General features: G+C 45.2%; 20 protein-coding genes. 19 read left to right on the top strand and 1 reads right to left on the bottom strand.

The features are described from left to right. Nucleotides 1–1,114: 1,114 nt before the first annotated feature. From rpmH to NAF01_RS24855, 11 genes are all read left to right on the top strand, one after another. Nucleotides 1,115–1,249 carry a 50S ribosomal protein L34 gene (rpmH, locus tag NAF01_RS24905; RefSeq protein ID WP_019382473.1) on the top strand — a complete coding sequence of 45 codons (135 nt, stop codon included), beginning with the start codon at nt 1,115–1,117 and terminating at the stop codon, nt 1,247–1,249. A 139-nt stretch (nt 1,250–1,388) separates the two neighbouring features. Continuing rightward, nucleotides 1,389–1,754 (top strand): ribonuclease P protein component, encoded by a 366-nt coding sequence (gene rnpA / locus NAF01_RS24900; protein ID WP_048010274.1) that lies wholly within the window; start codon nt 1,389–1,391, stop codon nt 1,752–1,754. 141 nt (nt 1,755–1,895) lie between these two features. Then, nucleotides 1,896–2,681 (top strand): YidC family membrane integrase SpoIIIJ, encoded by a 786-nt coding sequence (gene spoIIIJ / locus NAF01_RS24895; RefSeq protein ID WP_163140304.1) that lies wholly within the window; start codon nt 1,896–1,898, stop codon nt 2,679–2,681. Continuing rightward, nucleotides 2,678–3,304 carry an RNA-binding cell elongation regulator Jag/EloR gene (gene jag / locus NAF01_RS24890; protein ID WP_163140306.1) on the top strand — a complete coding sequence of 209 codons (627 nt, stop codon included), beginning with the start codon at nt 2,678–2,680 and terminating at the stop codon, nt 3,302–3,304. Before spoIIIJ ends, jag begins: the two co-directional genes overlap by 4 nt. Nucleotides 3,305–3,795: 491 nt before the next feature. Next, nucleotides 3,796–5,181 carry a tRNA uridine-5-carboxymethylaminomethyl(34) synthesis GTPase MnmE gene (mnmE, locus tag NAF01_RS24885; RefSeq protein ID WP_048010275.1) on the top strand — a complete coding sequence of 462 codons (1,386 nt, stop codon included), beginning with the start codon at nt 3,796–3,798 and terminating at the stop codon, nt 5,179–5,181. 127 nt (nt 5,182–5,308) lie between these two features. Then, the gene (gene mnmG, locus NAF01_RS24880) at nt 5,309–7,198 is read left to right on the top strand and encodes a tRNA uridine-5-carboxymethylaminomethyl(34) synthesis enzyme MnmG (protein WP_163140308.1); all 1,890 of its coding nucleotides are present in this window, start codon (nt 5,309–5,311) and stop codon (nt 7,196–7,198) included. 43 nt (nt 7,199–7,241) lie between these two features. Then, nucleotides 7,242–7,958 (top strand): 16S rRNA (guanine(527)-N(7))-methyltransferase RsmG, encoded by a 717-nt coding sequence (gene rsmG / locus NAF01_RS24875; protein WP_048010204.1) that lies wholly within the window; start codon nt 7,242–7,244, stop codon nt 7,956–7,958. A gap of 354 nt (nt 7,959–8,312) precedes the next feature. Beyond that, a complete protein-coding gene (gene noc, locus NAF01_RS24870; RefSeq protein WP_035328309.1) occupies nt 8,313–9,197 on the top strand; it encodes a nucleoid occlusion protein in 885 nt (294 codons plus the stop codon). 214 nt (nt 9,198–9,411) lie between these two features. Continuing rightward, on the top strand, nt 9,412–10,173 hold the full coding sequence (locus NAF01_RS24865) for a ParA family protein (RefSeq protein ID WP_048010276.1): 762 nt from the start codon (nt 9,412–9,414) through the stop codon (nt 10,171–10,173). Then, nucleotides 10,166–11,011 (top strand): ParB/RepB/Spo0J family partition protein, encoded by an 846-nt coding sequence (locus NAF01_RS24860; protein WP_226618926.1) that lies wholly within the window; start codon nt 10,166–10,168, stop codon nt 11,009–11,011. Before NAF01_RS24865 ends, NAF01_RS24860 begins: the two co-directional genes overlap by 8 nt. 120 nt (nt 11,012–11,131) lie before the next feature. Next, entirely contained in the window at nt 11,132–11,845 is a 714-nt protein-coding gene (locus tag NAF01_RS24855; protein ID WP_048010207.1) for a DUF554 domain-containing protein, read from the top strand. A gap of 403 nt (nt 11,846–12,248) precedes the next feature. On the opposite strand, the gene yyaC is transcribed toward NAF01_RS24855, so the two are convergent. Further along, on the bottom strand, nt 12,249–12,878 hold the full coding sequence (gene yyaC, locus NAF01_RS24850; protein ID WP_048010208.1) for a spore protease YyaC: 630 nt from the start codon (nt 12,876–12,878) through the stop codon (nt 12,249–12,251). A gap of 621 nt (nt 12,879–13,499) precedes the next feature. Here yyaC and NAF01_RS24845 point away from each other — a divergent pair. The 8 genes from NAF01_RS24845 (at nt 13,500) to rpsR (ending at nt 19,482) form a co-directional block, all read left to right on the top strand. Then, the gene (locus NAF01_RS24845; protein ID WP_076262934.1) at nt 13,500–14,390 is read left to right on the top strand and encodes a mechanosensitive ion channel family protein; all 891 of its coding nucleotides are present in this window, start codon (nt 13,500–13,502) and stop codon (nt 14,388–14,390) included. A gap of 2 nt (nt 14,391–14,392) precedes the next feature. Beyond that, nucleotides 14,393–14,590, top strand: a complete 198-nt coding sequence (locus NAF01_RS24840; protein WP_035328295.1) for a DUF951 domain-containing protein — start codon at nt 14,393–14,395, stop codon at nt 14,588–14,590. 27 nt (nt 14,591–14,617) lie between these two features. Continuing rightward, a complete protein-coding gene (locus NAF01_RS24835; RefSeq protein WP_250801493.1) occupies nt 14,618–16,612 on the top strand; it encodes a molybdopterin-dependent oxidoreductase in 1,995 nt (664 codons plus the stop codon). 163 nt (nt 16,613–16,775) lie between these two features. Further along, nucleotides 16,776–17,876 carry a redox-regulated ATPase YchF gene (gene ychF / locus NAF01_RS24830; RefSeq protein WP_163140312.1) on the top strand — a complete coding sequence of 367 codons (1,101 nt, stop codon included), beginning with the start codon at nt 16,776–16,778 and terminating at the stop codon, nt 17,874–17,876. Nucleotides 17,877–17,912: 36 nt separating this feature from the next. Further along, nucleotides 17,913–18,182 (top strand): hypothetical protein, encoded by a 270-nt coding sequence (locus NAF01_RS24825; protein WP_250801492.1) that lies wholly within the window; start codon nt 17,913–17,915, stop codon nt 18,180–18,182. A gap of 166 nt (nt 18,183–18,348) precedes the next feature. After that, entirely contained in the window at nt 18,349–18,636 is a 288-nt protein-coding gene (gene rpsF / locus NAF01_RS24820; RefSeq protein WP_048010213.1) for a 30S ribosomal protein S6, read from the top strand. Between the two features lie 35 nt (nt 18,637–18,671). After that, complete coding sequence (gene ssb, locus NAF01_RS24815) at nt 18,672–19,184, top strand: single-stranded DNA-binding protein (RefSeq protein ID WP_048010214.1); 513 nt, start codon at nt 18,672–18,674, stop codon at nt 19,182–19,184. A gap of 58 nt (nt 19,185–19,242) precedes the next feature. Beyond that, complete coding sequence (gene rpsR / locus NAF01_RS24810) at nt 19,243–19,482, top strand: 30S ribosomal protein S18 (protein ID WP_009332461.1); 240 nt, start codon at nt 19,243–19,245, stop codon at nt 19,480–19,482. Nucleotides 19,483–19,559: the final 77 nt, after the last annotated feature.

Below are 19,559 nucleotides of genomic sequence, written 5' to 3'. Positions count from 1 at the left end.
TGATATCCCTCCTTTTCCATCTAAAATTGATATCTAAATTAAGTTCAAGCTCAAATGTCTTTCCGTGGACATCTCGGCTTTTTCTTTGTTTTGCGCCACAAAAACGATAGGTTATACACGCTGTATAACCCTGAAGTTTATAAATATACGAAACTGTTTATGTGGAAAATCGTATAATAAGGAAGTAAAGTGGAATTTCGACAGTATCCACTGTCTGTGGACAAACTTTTACAAACCCCTTGGATAACCTGTCCACATGTTATCCACAATCTGTGGATAATGAAGATATGCACAATGATTTATTAAGTGTGAAAACACAATTATGATAACAGATAATGCATTTGACTGCAATGCTTTTTAAACCCTTATCCACAACATGCCCATCCCTGTTCATAAAAATTGTCCACAGCCTCTGGTTGTGTGCAAAACCTGTCAATATGTGATGTGGATAATGAAAAACTTGTCGAAATTTTATCCACAGCCCTGTTTTGGGGGGGGGGGAATTCAATTCCAATGGACCTGGAGTGTAATGGCCCTTTTTAGTGGACGGACATCCCGCGTCCGGGAAAATTTGCAGTCTCCAAGAAAAGCTTTTACAATGGAGAAATGAGAAAAACGTGGAAAAATGAAATTTTAGGATGACATTCAGGTGAAAAGAAGGTAAACTTTCTGAGTGGGTTCTTTCAGATATGCAAAAAGAGAAAGAGCAGCAAAGAATTTTTTTATATTGTCGTACGTTGTTTTTTATATAAATCTCAACTGCTGAGTTGATTGGAGCGGAGGGTACTTGATCCTCGAAAATGCATTCGCATTTTCTTCGTGCGGTGTTGATTCAAGGATGATTATTCAATGTCCTGCCGGGAAGTGAGGGATCGAGAGACCCCGCAGGCGAAGCCGAGGAGGCTCTCGTTACTCCCCGCGGAAAGCAAGTGCCCGCAGCGGAAATCAACGGACTAACTTTATAAGAAAAACAATTTATGAAAGAAAGAGCCAAAACGAATATTTTTGCCATTGAAGGCAGATTGACTTATATGCATAGTTGACAATTTTCTAGTTACATCTATATAATTAGAAAGACTGTCTTTAACAGCAATTCCTCAGGGAGGTGTCATATATGAAAAGAACTTATCAACCAAACAAGCGTAAAAGAAGCAAGGTTCATGGTTTCCGCAGCCGCATGAGCTCTCCGAACGGACGTAACGTTCTAGCTCGCCGCCGCCGCAAAGGAAGAAAAGTATTATCTGCTTAGGCCACTGAAACGTCAGTGGTCTTTTTTTCCATGTAAAGATAAATTAATTAAAGTTAGATAACTGTCTAGCTCCAGCGCCAGCCCCCTCAAGATGCAGGGGGTGACCAGGGCGCTTGCGCTTTTCGAAATAGGTGATGACATGAAAAAAGAGTTCCGTGTAAAAAAGAATAAAGAATTTCAAGAGGCCTTTAAAAAGGGAAAGTCATTCGCCAACCGCCAATTTGTCGTTTACATCTTGAGAAAAGAGGAGCAGAACCATTTTCGCATCGGGCTTTCTGTCAGCAAAAAAATTGGCAATGCGGTCATGAGGAACCAGATCAAAAGGTATATCCGCCAGGCATTTTTAGAACTGGAGGAAGAAATAAAGCCGCAATATGATCTGATCGTCATTGCGAGGAAACCGGTGGCAGAAATGGATTTTCATGAAGTGAAAAAGAGTCTGATCCATGTATTGAAGGTTTCGCGGGTTTTGAATAAACCGGGACTTGGAAATACTAAAAACTAATAATCATTATCTATCTTTATTATGAAGCACTTCATTTTAAAAGATGTTAAAATAAGATACATATGAGCGTGTCCCTCTGGCCGGGGGATAAGCAAATGAAATCCATACTATTATCAGGAGCAATTAAGGAGGAAAAAACGGTTGAAGAAACGAATATTCCTACTAATCGGTTTAGTGTTTGTGATGGCCCTTTTATCGGGCTGTACAGAAATCAACCAGCCGATTACGTCTGAAAGCAAAGGCTTTTGGAACGAGTATATTGTCTACCCGCTTTCGCTGTTTATTATTAAGGTAGCGGAATTAGCAGGCGGCAGCTATGGACTATCGATCATTATTGTAACGATCATTATCCGTCTGGTTATCCTGCCATTAATGATTAAACAAACGAGAAGTTCAAAAGCGATGCAGGCGATTCAGCCAGAAATGCAGAAGCTTCGTGAAAAATACAGTTCGAAAGACCAGAAAACCCAGCAGAAGCTGCAGCAGGAAACAATGGCTTTATTCCAAAAGCACGGTGTTAATCCGCTTGCAGGATGTTTCCCGCTAGTGATTCAAATGCCGATCCTGATCGGTTTCTACCATGCGATTACACGTACGCGCGAAATTGCAAACCATAATTTCCTTTGGTTTGACCTTGGTTCTCCGGATCCAATATACTTATTGCCTTTAATTGCAGGTGTGACAACGTTCATTCAGCAGAAAATGATGATGGCCGGCACTCAGCAAACAGGGCAAATGGCTGCACAAATGAAAATGATGCTTTATCTAATGCCGATTATGATCGTTGTTTTTGCCATTAACTTCCCGGCAGCTCTTTCTTTATACTGGGTAGTGGGTAATATCTTCATGATCATTCAAACGTATTTCATTAAAGGTCCGGACCTGAAAGCTGCAGCGGCCGGAAATGCAGGAGGAGCCAAAAAGTGAAACAAATAACTGCTACAGGACAGACCGTCAAGGAAGCAGTAGAGTCAGCTTTAGCTCAATTAAACACAACAGAAGACCGCTTAGAGATTACTATTGTTGATGAAGGTAAAAAAGGCGTTTTCGGGATTTTCGGATCCCGGCCGGCCGTGGTGAAAGCTGTGAAAAAGCCTGATCCGATTGAGGAAGCTGAAAAATTCCTCAAAGATGTCAGTGCAAAAATGGGCGTGCCCATCGAAATTGAAACATTACGTGAGGGAAAAAATGTTCAATTTACCTTATCCGGCGAAAAGATAGCTCTTTTAATCGGAAAAAGAGGGCAAACGCTCAATTCTCTCCAGTATTTGACACAGCTGGTCATCAACCGCTTTGCCGAGCAGTACTTAAATGTGGTGGTCGATGCAGAGGATTACCGGAAAAGACGCCAGGATACCCTGATTCAACTGGCTGAAAGGCTTGCTCAAAAAGCTTTGAAGACGGGAAAAGAAATTGCACTGGAACCTATGCCTTCCTATGAACGCAAAGTGATCCATACTGCTCTCGTAAATAATAAGCGAATCAAAACCTATTCTGATGGCAATGACCCGCACCGCCATATCGTCATTGCACCAGCCAGAACAAAGTAGCAAGAAAAGCGGAAGCGCCTTGTCCACCCCCGACAAGCACAAGACGAGCCTCCCGGAAAGGCGTTCTTTGCCTTTTGGGAGGATTGGCTTGTGACCTCGAGGGGGTAGGCGCTGTAGCTGGACAGTTATCAACGTCCAAAACATAAATTACTCATTACGCAAAATCCCAATCCACTCCGGATTGGGATTTTTTTTGTCGTTCTTTGTCAAAGCCCCGCAAATTATTAAATCTCAATTGGTTTTATTGTTATTCACATGTGGATAAGTTAAAATAGAGCATATTAATTATGAGACGTGTGGATAATTTTTTCGCTTGCTGACGGAGAGCGGGATGTTGATAAGTAACGTGCTGAACTGATGGACAAGCCGGCAATGCGGGCTGATATGCTTTTCTAAAAAAAAGCCTTGTGATATTCTATTAATTTGGGGAATCGAAAGCATGATTCATTTTTATATAGATGGAAGTAAGAACGAAAAGAGAGGTGAATGAATTGGAATTTGATACAATCGCTGCGATATCTACGCCAATGGGAGAAGGAGCCATTGCCATTGTCCGCCTGAGCGGGGATCAGGCATTTGACATTGCGGACCTTCTTTTCAGAGGGGTAGGAGGCAAGCGGCTGAAGAATGTGGCGTCCCATACCATTCATTATGGGCATATTGTTGACCCGAAAACTGAACAGATTGCTGAAGAAGTAATGGTTTCAGCCATGAAGGGACCGAAAACCTTTACGAAGGAAGATGTCATCGAAATCAACTGCCATGGCGGACTGGTTTCCGTGAATCGCGTGCTGCAGCTTTTGCTGAATAATGGTGCACGGCTTGCTGAGCCGGGTGAATTTACAAAGCGCGCCTTCTTGAACGGACGGATTGATTTATCACAGGCAGAAGCGGTCATGGATCTGATTCGCGCCAAGACAGACCGGGCTATGAACGTGGCACTTGGCCAGATGGAAGGAAGGCTGTCAAAGCTTATTCAGAAGCTTCGGCAGGAAATTCTGGAGATCCTGGCTCACGTGGAAGTCAATATCGATTATCCCGAATACGATGATGTCGAGGAAATGACCCATCATATGCTGATGGAGAAGGCTTCTTATGTAAAAAAAGAAATCGAAAAGCTCCTTCAAACCTCACAGCAGGGGAAAATACTGCGTGAAGGACTTTCCACGGTCATTGTCGGAAGGCCAAACGTTGGGAAATCTTCCTTATTGAATAGCCTTGTTCACGAAAATAAGGCGATTGTGACTGATATACCGGGCACCACCCGTGATGTTATTGAAGAATATGTGAATGTCAGAGGAGTGCCGCTCCGTCTGGTGGATACAGCCGGCATTCGTGAAACGGAAGATATCGTAGAACGGATCGGTGTCGAAAAATCGAGGCAGGTATTAAAGGAAGCAGATTTAATTTTGCTCGTGCTCAATTACTCGGATGATTTGACGTCTGAGGATGAAAATATATTTAAAGCAGTCGAAGGCATGGATGTCATTGTGATTGTCAATAAAACCGACCTTGATCAAAAGATCGACATGAATCGCGTCCGCGAGCTTTCGAAGCATCATAAACTGGTTACAACCTCTTTATTGGAGGACCAGGGTGTCGACGATCTGGAGGAAGCCATTGCCTCTTTATTCTTTGCAGGCTCCATCGAAGCCGGGGATATGACGTATGTTTCCAATACCCGCCATATTGCTCTATTGAATCAGGCGCAAAATGCCATTGATGAAGCGATGCAGGGTGTTGAGATGGGAACGCCTATTGATATTGTGCAGATTGATTTGACAAGAACATGGGAGCTGCTTGGTGAAATTATTGGCGACAGCGTCCATGAAAGCCTGATCGACCAGTTATTCTCTCAGTTCTGTTTAGGAAAATAGATGATTTAAGCAGGCTGTATCAGCTAACGCAGCGGAAATAGATTTTTTTAACTTTTGCAATCGGCCGGTCCAGCCTCTGCTGAGCTTGGGTCTGTGCTTGCCTGATTGCAGCAAAGGAGGCCGCATCATGACATATGAAGCTGGAAGTTATGATGTCATAGTAGTCGGAGCCGGACACGCGGGTGTGGAAGCAGGCCTTGCTTCGGCCCGCCTCGGCGCAAAGACATTAATGATTACAATCAACCTGGATATGGTAGCCTTTATGCCTTGTAACCCTTCAGTAGGGGGACCTGCAAAAGGAATCGTCGTAAGGGAAATCGATGCCCTTGGCGGAGAAATGGGCAAGAATATTGATAAAACGCATATTCAGATGCGTATGCTGAACACAGGAAAAGGCCCAGCCGTACGTGCATTAAGAGCACAGGCCGATAAGTTCACATATCAGCATGAAATGAAAAAAACACTGGAAAATGAACGGAACCTGACGCTTATTCAGGGAATGGTTGAACGTCTGATTGTTGAAGATGGAGAATGCAGGGGCGTTGTCACCCAGACAGGCGCCGTGTATCATTCAAAAGCGGTCGTCATTACGACCGGAACCTTCTTAAGAGGAGAAATAATCCTTGGTGAACTGAAGTACTCAAGCGGCCCTAATAACCAGCAGCCATCCATTAAGCTCTCAGAGCATCTGCAGGAGCTTGGCTTTGACCTGGTCCGTTTTAAAACTGGAACGCCGCCGCGCGTTAACAGCCATACCATTGATTACAGCAAAACGGAAATCCAGCCTGGCGATGATGTGCCAAGAGCTTTTTCCTATGAAACAACCAAGTATATTACAGACCAGCTCCCTTGCTGGCTGACATACACAAATGCTGAAACGCATACCTTAATCGACAATAATCTTCATCGCTCGCCAATGTACTCCGGCATGATAAAAGGAACTGGTCCGCGCTATTGCCCGTCCATTGAAGATAAGGTTGTCCGCTTTAACGATAAGCCGCGCCATCAAATTTTCCTTGAGCCTGAAGGCCGCAATACTCAGGAAGTATATGTGCAGGGGCTTTCAACAAGCTTGCCTGAGGATGTGCAGCAGCAGATTCTCAGAACGATCCCTGGACTTGAAAAGGTGCAGATGATGCGTGCCGGCTATGCGATTGAATATGATTCCATCGTCCCAACGCAATTATGGCCGACACTGGAAACCAAAAAGGTGAAAAATCTCTACACGGCGGGCCAGATCAACGGGACATCAGGCTATGAAGAAGCTGCCGGCCAGGGATTAATGGCAGGCATGAATGCCGGATTGAAATCGCTGGATAAGGAAGAAGTCATTTTAAGCCGTTCAGATGCCTATATTGGCGTCCTGATTGATGACCTTGTAACCAAAGGAACGAATGAGCCTTACCGTCTATTGACTTCAAGAGCGGAATACCGTCTGCTGCTTCGCCATGATAATGCCGACTTGCGTTTAACGGAGCTTGGCCGCAAAGTCGGTCTGATCAGTGAAGAACGCTATGAAAAATTCCAGCTGAAAAAGCAGGCGATAGAAGACGAAAAAGCACGTCTGCAAGGCATCATCATCAAGCCTACTTCTGACGTTCAGGAGCTGATCAAAAGCCAGGGCGGAAGCGAGCTGAAAGACGGCATCCGCGCCTCAGATCTTCTGAAGCGTCCGGAAATGACGTATGAGCATATCGGGCAGCTCGTTCCGGCTGAAACTGCGCTTGATCCGGATGTAACCGAGCAGGTGGAAATCCAGATTAAGTATGAGGGCTATATTGAGAAGTCCCTTCAGCAGGTAGAGCGTCTGAAGAAAATGGAAAACAAAAAGGTCCCTGAAAACATCGATTATGATGATATTAATGGACTGGCTTCCGAAGCAAGACAAAAGCTGAAGGAAGTAAGGCCGCTATCTCTTGCACAGGCTTCGCGAATTTCCGGAGTTAATCCTGCCGATATCTCCATTTTGCTTGTTTATTTAGAGCAGGGGAGAATTGCACGGGTTTCAGCTGAGTAAAGAGGAAAATCCGATTATGTCAGAGAACGGAAAGGATTACTAAATGAATACCGAACAATTTACTGAAATGCTGGCGGCGAAGGGGATTGCCCTTTCGCCACAGCAATTGCAGCAATATGACACCTACTATTCCACTCTGGTGGAATGGAATGAAAAAATGAATTTAACAGCCATTACGGAAAAGGAAGATGTGTATTTAAAGCACTTCTATGACTCCATTAGCGCGGCTTTTTACTTTGATTTCAGCCAGCCGCTAACGGTCTGTGATGTCGGGGCGGGGGCAGGCTTCCCGAGCATACCGATTAAAATTGCTTTTCCGGGTTTACATATTACGATTGTTGACTCGCTTAATAAGCGCATTGGTTTTCTGGAGCATTTGGCGAAGAAGCTTGGGCTTGAGAATGTCCGCTTTATCCATGACCGTGCGGAAACCTTTGGACAGAACAAGGAATACCGCGAGTCTTTTGATGTTGTGACAGCAAGAGCTGTAGCCAGATTATCCGTTTTAAGCGAGCTTTGTCTGCCGCTGGCGAAAACTGGAGGCACATTTGTGGCCATGAAGGGTGCCAGTGCAAAGGAAGAACTGGATGCCGGCAAAAAGGCCGTCTCGGTGCTGGGCGGAAAACTTGTGGATTCCCACACGTTCACGCTGCCTGAGGAAGAAAGTGAGCGCAATATTCTAATCATAAAAAAAGAAAAGAGCACTCCTAAAAAGTACCCGCGAAAGCCGGGGACACCCAATAAAACACCAATTGAATAGGGTGCGCAATTTGCCATTGTATGACATAATGGTGTAAACGTTTCGATTTTTCCAGATATTTATCGCAGTCTAACGGGCAGGAAGACTCCCCTTTGTAAGAAACAGTGGAATCGAAGCAAGATTAGCGGGAGTCCAACTGCCCGTAAGGCCCGATAAGAAGAACAAAGACTAAAAACGCCACATCCTGTGGCAACGTCTTTGTGACCCACTTCCTGTGGGCCTCAACTAACAATCAGTGGGGGATAATGTCTCCCCACTGATTGAAGTTTCACTTTATATTGCTCCTGTCCGGCAGGATTTGTCATGATGATAGAGAATATGTTATAGGGAGTTTCGTAAAGGTGGTGCAGGGTGATGAAGCATTCTTTCTCACGCTTTTTTGGCCTAGGCGAAAAGGGAGAACAAGTTACAGCGGAAAAACCAGCAGAAGAACAGCTGGATATTGTTGAAGACTTAAGCGACAGAGAAGAAGTTAAGAAAATTCCTATTGATCAAATCGTCCCCAACCGTTTCCAGCCAAGAACGGTGTTTGATGATGAAAAAATAGAAGAGCTTTCCCGGACTATCCATACGCATGGAATCATCCAGCCAATCGTCGTACGGGAATTTGAAGATGGCCAGTTTGAAATCATAGCAGGTGAACGCAGATACCGGGCCATGAAAAAACTGGGCTGGGAAGAAGCTCCTGCTATTGTCAAAAATCTTAGCGATACCGAAACGGCTTCAGTAGCTTTAATTGAAAATCTTCAAAGGGAAGAATTGTCACCGATTGAAGAAGCTGTTGCCTACGGAAAACTTTTAGAGCTGCATAGCCTGACACAGGAAGCATTGGCACAACGCCTTGGAAAAGGCCAGTCAACCGTTGCCAACAAGCTTCGGCTGCTGAAATTGCCTCAGCCTGTCCAGGATGCATTGCTAAACAAATCAATCACAGAGCGGCATGCCCGTTCACTCATCCCGCTGAAGGACCCGGAGAAGCAGGTCGCCCTGCTTCAGGAGATTGTGGAAAAGAATCTCAATGTGAAGCAGACGGAAGACCGGGTTGTCAAAATTCTCGAACAGAAAAATCCAAAGCCGAAGCCGAAACGAAAGGCTTTCAGCAAGGATATGAGAATTGCGGTCAACACGATCAGGCAATCTTTATCCATGGTTTCTGACAGCGGCATTAATCTTGATTCTGAAGAAGAAGAATTTGATGAATTTTATCAAATCACGATTAAGATTCCTAAAAAGAAATAATTTTTTTTACGCGAGAAATAAAGCGGGGGCTCCCCGTTTTATTTTTCGCGTTTTTTTTGAAGGACGATAAAAAGACTATTAGAATCTTCTTATTTTTTACAAAAAAATTATTCTGCCCTGTTTTTCGTGATAAAATAGACTACGTGATTTAACGATACGAATAAATTCGCAGATAGATAGATTGGAATATTGATAGATGAAAGCAGGTGACACTGTGGGCAAGATTATAGCCGTTGCGAACCAGAAAGGCGGAGTCGGCAAAACGACCTCTTCCGTCAATCTTGGCGCATGCCTGGCATACATAGGCAAGAAAGTGCTGCTGGTCGACATTGATCCGCAGGGCAATGCCACAAGCGGAATCGGCATTGAAAAAGCGGATGTCGATCATTGCATCTATGACGTCCTCGTGGATGATGTGGAAGCATCCAAGGTCATTAAACCTACTTCGGTAGAGAACTTATACGCCATCCCGGCAACCATTCAGCTGGCAGGCGCAGAAATTGAACTGGTGCCGACGATCTCACGGGAAGTCAGGTTAAAGAGGGCTCTTGAGGAAGTAAAGGCAAACTTTGATTATGTGATTATCGACTGTCCTCCTTCCCTCGGATTACTGACGATAAATTCGCTGACCGCTTCGGATGCCGTAATCATACCCGTGCAGTGCGAGTACTATGCACTGGAAGGGCTGAGCCAGCTTCTGAATACGGTTCGCCTTGTGCAGAAGCATCTGAACCATGATTTAAAAATTGAAGGCGTTCTGCTGACAATGCTTGATGCCCGTACAAATCTTGGCATTCAGGTCATTGAAGAAGTGAAAAAGTATTTTCAGGATAAAGTCTATAAAACAATCATCCCCCGCAATGTGCGTCTGGGAGAGGCTCCGAGCCATGGAGAACCTATCATTACTTATGATCCGAAGTCACGCGGAGCTGAAGTATATTTAGAACTGGCAAAGGAAGTGGTTTCAAATGGCTAAAGGTTTAGGAAAAGGTCTGAATGCTTTTTTCAATAATGCTGAAACCGAAAGTGAAGAAACTGTACAGGAAGTAAAAATAAAGGACATTCGTCCAAACCCTTATCAGCCGCGCAAGGTGTTTGAAAAGGAAGCCATTGAGGAGCTGAAGCAATCCATCCTTGAACATGGAATACTGCAGCCGATCATCGTCCGCAAAAGCATCAAGGGCTTTGAAATTGTAGTTGGGGAACGCCGCTACCGGGCAGCAAAAGAAGCCAACTTGGAGAAAGTTCCTGTTGTTGTAAGAGAGCTGACTGAACAGCAAATGATGGAGCTGGCTGTTCTTGAAAATCTGCAGCGTGAAGACCTAACGCCGATTGAAGAAGCGGCTGCGTACCAGCTGCTGATGGAGAAGCTTAAGGTGACACAAGAGGAATTGGCCAAGCGCCTGGGAAAAAGCAGGCCGCATATTGCCAACCATGTTCGCCTGCTATCCCTTCCTCCGAAAATTCAAGGATTGATTTCAGACGGCAAAATTTCCATGGGACACGGAAGAGCGCTGTTGGGGCTGCGAAAAAAAGAAAAACTGCAGGCACTTGTTGAAAAAACAGTTAAAGACGGCTTAAATGTCCGTCAGCTTGAACAGCTGATTCAGCAGCTGAACGATGTTTCACGTGAAACGAAAAAGCAGGCAGTTCAAAAGGATATCTTTATTAAGGAACGCGAATCCTCCCTCAGGGAACGGTTCGGAACGAACGTCCATATTAAACAGTCCAAAAACAAAGGGAAAATTGAGATTGAATTTTTCTCAAAAGAAGATTTGGAACGCATTATGGAGCTTTTAGAAACACATCAGTAAGCCATCTTTATGATGGTTTATTTTTTTACAGGATTCCATAAAAAAAGATTGTAGGCTCAGGCCTTTCGTGGTAATTTTAATAGAAAATAATTCGCATTGCGAAATAATAAGGTGAAGACGATGTTTCTGCTAGGTACACTTGTGAATGGATTATTGATTATTATTGGAACACTGCTGGGGAAATTGCTCCATCGCATTCCCGAAAACATGAAGGGCACTGTCATGCATGCGATTGGCCTTGCTGTCATGGTGCTCGGCCTGCAAATGGGCTTTAAAAGCGAGAATTTCCTCGTGGTGATTTTGAGCCTTGTGTTCGGAACGGTGATTGGAGAGTACTTTGCTCTCGAAGATAAACTCAACAAGCTTGGCGATTGGCTTGAAAGCAAAATTGGCTCCAAAGGACAAGGCAGCATTTCGCAGGGCTTCGTAACGGCTACACTCATCTTTGTCATTGGCGCTATGGCCATCATCGGCGCGCTTGACAGCGGTATCCGGGGCGATCACTCGGTGCTCTATACCAAATCGATTATTGACGGCTTCACCTCCCTCATCTTAACGACTACATTAGGGATCGGTGTGCTCTTTTCAGCTTTTCCGGTGATGCTGTATGAAGGACTCATTGCTCTATTTGCCACCCAAATCGACCGGTTTGTCCCCCAGCTTCTGATGGACAGCTTTATCAAGGAAATGACCGCAACAGGCGGAATCATGATCTTTGCGATTGGACTGAATTTGACTGGCATTACGAAAATCCGGGTGGCGAACCTGCTTCCAGGAATTGTGGTTACAGGAGTGATTGTGTCGGTTGTTTATTTTTACGGGATTTATTTTTAGATGAATGGGATGTGCACTGCGGGCACGGGTGTTGGTGTGCTTGCGGTGCATTTTTTATGCCGGAATGGCGTTAAAACTGGCTGGAACCGCGCAAATTTCGAATTAAGTGCGCAAGATTTGTGCTCAAGTCAGCTGTTTTTCCGGAAAAAGGAGTGTGCTTGGCGGTTTATCTAACAGGTTTGTGAATTTATCCAGCAAATTTTGAAGTTTATCTAACAAGTTTCTCATTTTATCTCACATTTGCCGCAATTCCTCGTTACAGAGAACGGAATTGACGATCAAAACAGAAAGCAGGACGAGCGCGAAAAATGAAGGACCGGCCCACAAAACGGATGTATGCACAATCCCCCTCCCCTGCCCAACAAAAAACCGCAGGCTCACTCCCCTGCGGCTTTCCACTCTATTAAGGTGTTTGTTCACGGTTCAGTTCCCACTTAAATGCAGGCCATGCCGGTGCTGTCTGGTGGGTCAGGCTGGCTTCATAGATCCCCTCAGCGATGGTTTTCGCCATTTTCAGGACGAGATTGAGCCTGGTGTTCTGGAGGACGAAGAATTCCATGAATCCGCTGACGTTGACGATGCCGGTGATGTGCATGTCCCCTACTTCCGGCAGGTCTTTATTGACTCCGGCACCCGGCTTGACGGGTCCGTCTCCAATTTGGATGACTCCGACGCTTTTCAGACGGCCCAGACAGGCGTCGATTCCGATAATAAAGGGATTGAAATGCTTCTTTTTGATTTCGTTCAGTTTTTCTTCCAGGTTCACGGCATGGATCGGGTCCTCCAATGTTCCGTACACATGGAAGGATGAAATGGATTTTTCCTCAAGGAGTGTGCCGACCAGCGGACCTAATGAATCACCTGTTGAGCGGTCTGTGCCAATGCAGACAAACACGATCGGACGGCAGCCGATGCCCGCAGGCAGAATATTCTTCAGCTCAGCAGCCAATTTTTCTGCAGAGTTTGTTTCTTCATGCGAGATTCTGGCAGAAGCCCCGCCTTTTTTGTCAAACAAGTTTGGTTTGAAGTTCATATAGGTCCACTCCCTTTTTAATCCTTGCCATGCCCGAAAAACAAGTATTTATACGTTTTTAACAGTATACGGAATTTTTGTGTAATCTATACATACCTGTATTATTTAATCGTTAAACAATCGGTTTTTTAACTGTTAAGCCATGAGAAAAATTGATAAAATAATTTTGTTTTACAGAGGGATTCGCACTGAGGGGCAAGATGCAGTATAATTTCATTCAAGATAAAGACTTGAAGTTTTGAACGCGATAACTGTCTAGCTCCAGGCGCCATCGGCTCGAGGTCATAAGCTTGGCTTGTTTCGGCTCCTAGGGACTCTCGGGTCTAAGACGTTCCCTTCCAGAAGGAAAAACACCTTCTTACAGGGACCGTCTTATGCTGGTCGTCCCTGGGCAGTCGCCTCAACATTTCTTTCAATCCGACCAAAAGGTTAAAGAACAACCTTTCAGCCGGCTTGTCTTATGCTTGAGGCCCGCAGGACAAGGAAGGCTTCGTCAGCATAAACATCGCACGACCGAAAGCGGCAGCTTTTGGGAGGACGTGGCGGTTTTAGTCTGCGTTCCTTTATAAGCGGGCGCCTTCCGCTTTTCTATATTTTCACTAAAAATGAGCAGGTGAAACCATGAGTCCTATTGAAAAAATGATAAACGGTATGATAGATAAGATTTCGAATGAAGAAACGTGGATAACCATTGGGGAAGGCATTTTTAAAGTTATGGCGATTCTGATCGTGACGAGCATCCTTATTAGAATCGGCAAGCTGGCCATCCGCAATATTTTTAAAGTGAGAACACCGTCCAGGCTCCGAATCTCAGAGCGCAGGGAAGCCACTCTTCTGAAGCTGCTGGAGAATATGCTCACCTATGTGGTGTTTTTCGTTGCGGCAATCATGATATTATCGGTGCTGACAATTGATGTAAAAGCCCTTCTGGCTGGTGCGGGAATCGTCGGGTTGGCTGTTGGATTTGGAGCACAGAGCCTTGTGAAGGACATTATCACCGGATTTTTCATCATTTTCGAAGATCAGTTTTCGGTTGGAGATTATATCCGGATTGATCAATTTGAAGGAACTGTAGAAGAAATCGGGCTTCGGACGACAAAGATTAAAAACTGGACGGGCGAGGTTCACATCCTTCCGAACGGAAGCATTATGCAGGTGACCAATTTTTCATTGAATAATAGTGTGGCTTTTGTGGATGTCAGCATTGCGTATGAAGGCGATATTGTGAAGGTTGAACAGGTCCTTCAGGAATTATTCGAAAAGCTCCCGGAAAAATATGAGGATATGGTCAAGCCGCCGGAAATTCTGGGCATCCAAAATATGGCGGCAGCAGACGTGATGCTGCGTGTTGTTTCGGAGACACTGCCAATGAGGCATTTTTATATAGCGCGCCAGCTGCGGAAGGAAATTAAGCTTTGTTTAGATGAGCATGGCATTGAAATTCCGTTCCCGCGCCTGGTGATGTACACAAGGAATGAGCAGGATAACCCAAAACTGAATGCGGAGGGATAAACATGGAGCAAAAAGAATTTGATTTACACGATGTAGTGGAAATGAAAAAGCCTCATCCATGCGGGGCCAACAAATGGAAAATCATCCGGATGGGAGCAGATATCCGCATTAAGTGCGAAGGCTGCGGACACAGCGTAATGATCCCAAGAAGGGAATTCGCCCGCAAAATGAAGAAAATTCTTGTTAAGCATGAGGAATAAGAGACAAACTGCAGGGAGATGAGGTTGTTGGCACAAACATTCAAGTCAGCCTGTCCCCTTAATTGCTGGGACAGCTGCGGCTTTCATGTAACAGTTGAAGACGGTAAGGTTACAAAGGTAGATGGTGATCCGGACCATCCGATAACAAAGGGGAAAATTTGCGGCCGCGGCAGAATGCTTGAAAACAGAACCAATTCTCCGGAGCGCCTGCTTCACCCACTGAAAAAGGTAGATGGAGAATTTGTGTCAATTTCCTGGGAGCAGGCTTTGCACGATATTTCCCTGAAAATGAAGGAGCTAAAAGAAACGGCTGAAACCACTTCAATCCTGCATAGCCATGATTATGCCAATGGCGGTTTGCTGACGAACCTGGATCAGCGTTTTTTCAACTGTTATGGAGGCGTGACTGAACTTGTGGGGTCAATCTGCTGGGGGGCCGGTATTGAAGCTCAGAGCTCGGATTTCGGAGATGCGTACAGCCATGCTCCTGAAGATATTTTAAACAGCAGGCACATTGTCGTCTGGGGCAGAAATGTTGCCCGCACCAATATGCACCTGTATCAAAGGCTGCAGGAGGCAAAGAAACAGGGTGCCAAATTATATGTGATTGATCCAATTTTTAATGCGACGGCTAAAATGGCTGACCATTATTTTTCTATCAAGCCGGGGATGGATGGCTGGCTTGCGGCCGGCATCATGAAGGAAATGCTCCGTCTCGGATTGGAAGATAGAAGTTTCATAGATACCTATTCAGTTGGTTTTGAAGATATAAATGAACTGCTCGAAAGTGTAACGCTTGAGGAACTCGCAGAGAAAACGGAAGTGCCTGCAGAAGTCATGACCGAACTTGCAGCGGTGTATAGCGATCGCCCCGTGTCCACCTTCTTTGGCCTGGGCATGCAGCGCTACGAAAACGGCGGGAACACGATCAGACTGATGGATGCTTTGATTGCCGTGAGCGGCAATATCGGGATTCCGGGCGGTGGTGCAAACTATGCCAACAGACAGGTAGGACAGAGCTTTGATGCGGCTGCCCTCACCCTCCCTGAGCGGAAAACGGCCTTCAGGCAATTTACGATGATGCGGCAGGCAGAGGGGATTTTAACAGCGAAGGATCCTGAAATTAAGATGATCTTCGTTACGTGCGGAAATCCTTTAACCCAGGTGCCTGACTCTTCAAGGGTCCGAGAAGCTTTTGCATCTGTTGAGACCGTTGTTGTGATGGAGCAGTTTATGACAGACACGGCTAAAATGGCCGATTACGTTCTTCCTGTTGCAACCGTGTTTGAACAGGAAGATGTTTATTATTCTTCCATGTATCATCATTATGTCAATCATGGCCCGAAGCTGGCTGAACCGCCAGGTGAAGCGAAGCCTGATTTATGGGTATGGACTGAGCTTGCCAAACGACTCGGATTCGGAGCCGATTTCGATTTTACAAGAGACGAATTCATCAGCATGGGCCTTGGTTCGCTTAAAGAGCAGGGAATCACGCTTGATAGCTTAAGGAATTCTCACCATATGGAGCTTCCGGTTGATACGGTGCCCTGGGCAGACCGCCAGTTCAAGACGCCAAGCGGAAAGTATGAATTTACCTCGTTCCGAAAGGGTTCCGAAAGCAGGCTGACACTCGCTCTTCCACGGGAAACCAAGTGGACGGATAAAGAGCGTGCCGAACAGTTTCCTTTTACCCTGCTGACGATTCACCCTCTTCGCTCCAATCATTCGCAGCATTATCACCTGTTGAAGCCGGAGCCAAAGGCAAAGGTCGAAATTGCCGATAATATTGCCGAAAAGCTTGGCCTGCAGGAGAACGATCATGTCAAGGTTTGGAATAACCGCGGGGAAATGAAGGGCTTTGTCCATATTATGAAGAAAGCCCATCCGGATACCATCAATATCGATGAAGGCATCTGGGCAAAATTCGGCGGCCCCGTCAATAACCTTACATCCAGCCGCGAATCGGACAACGGCCTTGGAAGCACATTGTATGACTGCCTTGTGAATATAGAGAAGGTTTAACAGTAGTGGTGACAGGCACCTATACCAGTCAGGCAAAGTGGTATAGGTACCTGTCACCTTTTCTTTACATTTCTCCGGCAACTATCTATAATTGTTAGAGGCTTGTTTAAATGAGAATCAATCGTATTTTTAATAGATGAAATTAGACTGAGGAGTGACTTGGATGGCTTTAACAGCTGGTATTGTAGGTTTGCCGAACGTCGGAAAGTCTACGTTGTTTAATGCAATTACCCAGGCGGGAGCGGAGTCTGCGAACTATCCGTTCTGTACAATTGATCCGAATGTGGGAATTGTAGAAGTGCCTGATCACCGTTTGAATAAATTAACTGAATTGGTTCAGCCGAAAAAAACTGTGCCAACGGCTTTCGAATTTACGGATATCGCCGGCATCGTAAAGGGTGCGAGCAAAGGGGAAGGTCTTGGAAACAAATTCCTGTCCCATATCCGTGAAGTGGATGCCATCTGTCAGGTTGTCCGCTGTTTTGCGGATGACAATATTACACACGTTGCGGGGAAAGTGGACCCGATCGATGATATCGAAGTCATCAATCTGGAATTGATTCTGGCTGATCTTGAGTCAGTTGACAAGCGAATTGGCCGTGTGAGCAAGCTGGCTAAGCAGAAGGATAAAGATTCTGTGATCGAGCTTGAAATTCTGGAGAAATTAAAAGAAGCGTTCGAAAACGATAAGCCAGCCCGTACAGTTGAATTCACAGAAGAGCAAATGAAGATTGTAAAAGGTCTTCACCTGCTGACAATCAAGCCTGTGCTTTACGTGGCGAACGTAAGCGAGGATGATGTAGCGGATCCTTCTTCTAACGAATATGTACAGCAGGTAAAAGAATTTGCCGCAAAGGATAATGCGGAAGTGATCGTAATCTGTGCAAAAATCGAATCTGAAATTGCAGAGCTTGATGGGGAAGAAAAAGAAATGTTTCTTCAGGAGCTTGGCATCGAAGAATCCGGCCTTGATCAGCTGATCAGAGCAGCCTACAACCTGCTTGGACTGGCAACTTACTTCACTGCCGGTGTACAGGAAGTCCGTGCCTGGACATTCCGAAAAGGAATGAAGGCTCCTCAATGTGCGGGAGTGATTCACTCTGACTTTGAAAAAGGCTTCATCCGTGCAGAAACGGTTTCCTATGACGACCTTGTCGCTGCAGGAAACATGACAGCTGCAAAAGAAGCAGGAAAAGTCCGCCTCGAAGGAAAAGAATATATTGTTAAAGACGGAGATGTCATGCACTTCCGCTTTAACGTTTAATTATTTAGGGACCTCTATTTTTAGGGGTTCTTTTTTATGATTATTTTAAAAAGGCTGTTTTCGCAAGGTTTGTTGCTTATTTGTATCTTATTTACTGAGTTGATTGGAGCGGAAGGTGCGAGATCCTCGAAAATGCTAACGCATTTTCTTCGTGCGGTGTTTCTCGGGGAAGCATATTCAACGTCCAGCAGGAGTAGCGGGACAGGTGAGACCCCGCAGAAGCAGAGCGTCGAGGAGGCTCACCGCCTGCCCCGCGGTTCGCTGAGCAGCCTGGAGCGAAAATCAACGGACAACATTGAAGGATGAAAAACAGCAATATATACGAAAAGAGCCTTCTAAATAATCTTCCATCTTCCAATTCACTCTAGTGTTATTGCTTTTGCATATTTAATGTGCTATAATTTCAACTTGTGAGTAATGTATATTGCTCCTTGCCCTTTGTGGGCCGTTAGACCAAAAGGAGGTGAAAGTGATGAGAAAGTACGAAGTTATGTACATCATCCGCCCAAACATTGAAGATGAGGCTAAAAAAGCCCTAGTTGAGCGTTTCAACACAATCTTAACTGACAATGGTGCGGAGGTTTCTGAATCAAAGGATTGGGGTAAGCGTCGCCTTGCATACGAAATCAATGATTTCCGCGATGGCTACTACCAGCTTATGAACGTTAATGCTGAATCAAAAGCAGTTGACGAGTTCACTCGTTTAGCTAAAATCAGCGAAGACATCATCCGTTACATCGTTGTTAAAGACGAAAAATAATAGATATAGCATTTTACCGAGAGGAGTTGATTCTGATGATGAACCGTGTTGTTCTTGTCGGACGTTTGACAAAGGATCCTGATTTGCGGTATACCCCGAACGGAGTTCCTGTCGCTTCATTCACTCTTGCCGTGAATCGTGCTTTTACGAATCAGCAAGGTGAGCGGGAGGCAGACTTTATCAACTGTGTGGTATGGAGAAAGCCAGCTGAAAACGTAGCGAATTTCCTTAAAAAAGGAAGTCTTGCAGGTGTAGATGGCCGGATTCAATCCCGCAGCTATGAAGGCCAGGATGGAAAGCGCGTTTACGTGACAGAAGTCCAGGCTGAGAGTGTGCAATTCCTTGAGCCGAAGAATAGTTCTGGCGGCCAGGGCGGCGGTAATCCGAACTACGGTGGTCCAAGAGATCAGGATTTCCCATTTGGAAATAACAGCAATCAGAATCAACGACAGGATAATCGTAATCAGGGCAACTACACTCGCGTGGATCAGGACCCATTCGCAAATGACGGCCAAATCGACATTTCCGATGACGACCTGCCATTCTAATAGTGCCCGATTATGAACGGAAATATATAAAATAAAAAGCTAAAGGAGGTAACTGACCATGGCTGGAGGACGCAGAGGAGGACGTGCTAAACGTCGTAAGGTTTGCTTTTTCACTGCAAACGGAATCACTCACATCGACTACAAAGATGTGGATCTTCTAAAAAAATTCATCTCTGAGCGCGGTAAGATTTTACCACGTCGTGTAACTGGCACTAACGCTAAATACCAACGTAAATTAACGATTGCTATTAAGCGCGCTCGCCAAATGGCATTACTGCCATACGTTTCAGGTGAATAATAATTAGAAAAAGACGCTGGTATCCGGCGTCTTTTTTTAGTATGTTCTCCTTTAGCACGTGATTGTGTTAAAGTTAA

Source organism: Cytobacillus firmus (genome assembly GCF_023657595.1).
In the GTDB taxonomy this organism is placed as follows: Bacteria; Bacillota; Bacilli; order Bacillales; family Cytobacillaceae; genus Cytobacillus; species Cytobacillus firmus_B.
Note: the sequence above shows the minus strand (reverse complement) of the source record. Positions and strands in the feature narration are given on the sequence as shown.

Bases quoted from the DNA above. Each gene is read 5' to 3' on its own strand.
- rpmH (WP_019382473.1), top strand. From the start codon at position 1,115: ATGAAAAGAACTTATCAACCAAACAAGCGTAAAAGAAGCAAGGTTCAT.
- rnpA (WP_048010274.1), top strand. From the start codon at position 1,389: ATGAAAAAAGAGTTCCGTGTAAAAAAGAATAAAGAATTTCAAGAGGCC.
- mnmG (WP_163140308.1), top strand. From the start codon at position 5,309: ATGACATATGAAGCTGGAAGTTATGATGTCATAGTAGTCGGAGCCGGA.
- rsmG (WP_048010204.1), top strand. From the start codon at position 7,242: ATGAATACCGAACAATTTACTGAAATGCTGGCGGCGAAGGGGATTGCC.
- noc (WP_035328309.1), top strand. From the start codon at position 8,313: ATGAAGCATTCTTTCTCACGCTTTTTTGGCCTAGGCGAAAAGGGAGAA.
- NAF01_RS24860 (WP_226618926.1), top strand. From the start codon at position 10,166: ATGGCTAAAGGTTTAGGAAAAGGTCTGAATGCTTTTTTCAATAATGCT.
- NAF01_RS24855 (WP_048010207.1), top strand. From the start codon at position 11,132: ATGTTTCTGCTAGGTACACTTGTGAATGGATTATTGATTATTATTGGA.
- yyaC (WP_048010208.1), bottom strand. From the start codon at position 12,878: ATGAACTTCAAACCAAACTTGTTTGACAAAAAAGGCGGGGCTTCTGCC.
- NAF01_RS24845 (WP_076262934.1), top strand. From the start codon at position 13,500: ATGAGTCCTATTGAAAAAATGATAAACGGTATGATAGATAAGATTTCG.
- NAF01_RS24840 (WP_035328295.1), top strand. From the start codon at position 14,393: ATGGAGCAAAAAGAATTTGATTTACACGATGTAGTGGAAATGAAAAAG.
- ychF (WP_163140312.1), top strand. From the start codon at position 16,776: ATGGCTTTAACAGCTGGTATTGTAGGTTTGCCGAACGTCGGAAAGTCT.
- NAF01_RS24825 (WP_250801492.1), top strand. From the start codon at position 17,913: ATGATTATTTTAAAAAGGCTGTTTTCGCAAGGTTTGTTGCTTATTTGT.
- rpsF (WP_048010213.1), top strand. From the start codon at position 18,349: ATGAGAAAGTACGAAGTTATGTACATCATCCGCCCAAACATTGAAGAT.
- ssb (WP_048010214.1), top strand. From the start codon at position 18,672: ATGATGAACCGTGTTGTTCTTGTCGGACGTTTGACAAAGGATCCTGAT.
- rpsR (WP_009332461.1), top strand. From the start codon at position 19,243: ATGGCTGGAGGACGCAGAGGAGGACGTGCTAAACGTCGTAAGGTTTGC.